This is a genomic window from Paracnuella aquatica (genome assembly GCF_003332885.2).
Lineage (GTDB): Bacteria > Bacteroidota > Bacteroidia > Chitinophagales > Chitinophagaceae > Flavisolibacter > Flavisolibacter aquaticus.
Map to the genome: position 1 here is coordinate 1 of NZ_QOWJ01000040.1, position 1,596 is coordinate 1,596.

1 protein-coding gene is annotated in these 1,596 nt (G+C 48.1%); it reads right to left on the bottom strand.

Annotation, left to right across the window (positions count from 1 at the left end; genetic code table 11):
- Positions 1–66: 66 nt before the first annotated feature.
- A partial coding sequence (locus DRJ53_RS20965) for an IS1182 family transposase (RefSeq protein WP_114237630.1) occupies positions 67–1,596 on the bottom strand: 1,530 nt, incomplete at its 5' end.

Consider the following 1,596-nt stretch of genomic DNA (forward strand, 5'->3'; position numbering starts at 1 on the left):
AACGTCAGTTTGTCTAAAAACCTCCGTTTAGATCGAACTTAGCAGTATTCAGGATGATTTAGAAGCCTATGCTGCTGCTTTCATTTGGAAGTGCAAAAATGATGTTGTAACAAATCGCGGTCTCATTGAGGCTGCAATTGAGTTTAGCAATGCCGTTATAGGCCAAGACAACAAAGCAAGCTCCCTGAGGAACTGCCTGAGCACTTCCCGATCCACTATGTTGATCAAGCGGCGCAAGTTGAAGGCAGTAAACATCAGCCCCACATCCGAGCTTGCCCGCTTGATCCCCCGCTTAGTGCTCACAAAGTAAAATCCCCACTGCCGCTTGATGATGCCATAAGTGTGTTCAACAATAGCCTGCCGCTTTTTGTAAGTGGCAGGATCACGCTGAATGTTTTCCCTGTTCTGCTCCACGTATGGTTGGTACTCGCTTCTTTCTATGAGCCGTCCGTTTTTGTTGTTGGTGCAGCGAGAAAACACAGGGCAGGTGCTGCAGGCAGCCGTCTTGTAATGCTTTACCGTGTAGCCATAATTGCTCTTTACATACCACTTGCCGTTGGTGGCTAAAACACTACCTTCCGGACAGGTGTATGTGTCCTTGTCAGCAGCATAAACAAAGCGCTCAAAGTTGTAGCGCACATCGGGGGCAAAAGAGGCTACACCCGGTATAGCCACCATCAGTTCCACACCCATATCGATACCCTTTTTGAGCTCGCTGCCAGTGTGATAGCCCTTGTCGTAAAGGGCTGTAAAGTCCGAGTGGCCCAGGATGGTTTTTGCTCTCCTGAGCATACCACTCATGGCCTTGCTGTCATTTTGATTGGTCACCTTGTAATCCAGTGTCAGACAATTCTTTCCATCCACTGTGGTCTGTACATTATAAGCTACTTCGGTGATGTTGTTGCGGGTGATCAGCTGCCGGCTGTCGGGATCGGAAGTGCTTACCTGCGTTTCACCACTTTGCAGCAGTTGACTACTTAGCTTGTGGTACTTATCCTTGCGGCCCTTTTGTTTATCGATCTGCTCTTGGATTACTTTTTTGTTTTCCTCATCTGCAGCCTCCAGGGCGCTATTGTATTCCTTCAGGCGCTTTTCAATGTAGTGCAGGTGCTGGGTTATTTTTCCTTCATTGAAGTTGTTTTTCTTGGAGTTCTGGGCTCTTAGTTTGGTGCTGTCGCCTGCAATGAGCCTGCCGCCAATAAGCTCAAAATGCTTTGCAATGGACACCGTATGGCGGAATACCTTGCGGATTGCTTTTTCATTATCGCGCCGGAAGTTGGAGATGGTGTTATGATCCGGTACCAATTGGTGCAAAAGCCACATCAGCTCAATGTTTCTTTGGCATTCCTTTTCCAGTGCTCTTGAGGAGCGTATGGAATTTAGATAGCCGTATACATAGAGCTTGAGCAAGTCTTTGGGGTGGTAGGGCGGCCTGCCTTCAGCGGAGGCTTTTAGATGGAAGTTGAACTGCGAAAGATCGATGCTGTCGACAAAGAGATCTATGATGCGCACTTCGTTATCTGCATCAATGATATCATCCAGGCTTTGCGGGAAAAGAACTGCCTGAGTGCGGTCCGTACCGGTGATGTAGTGCAT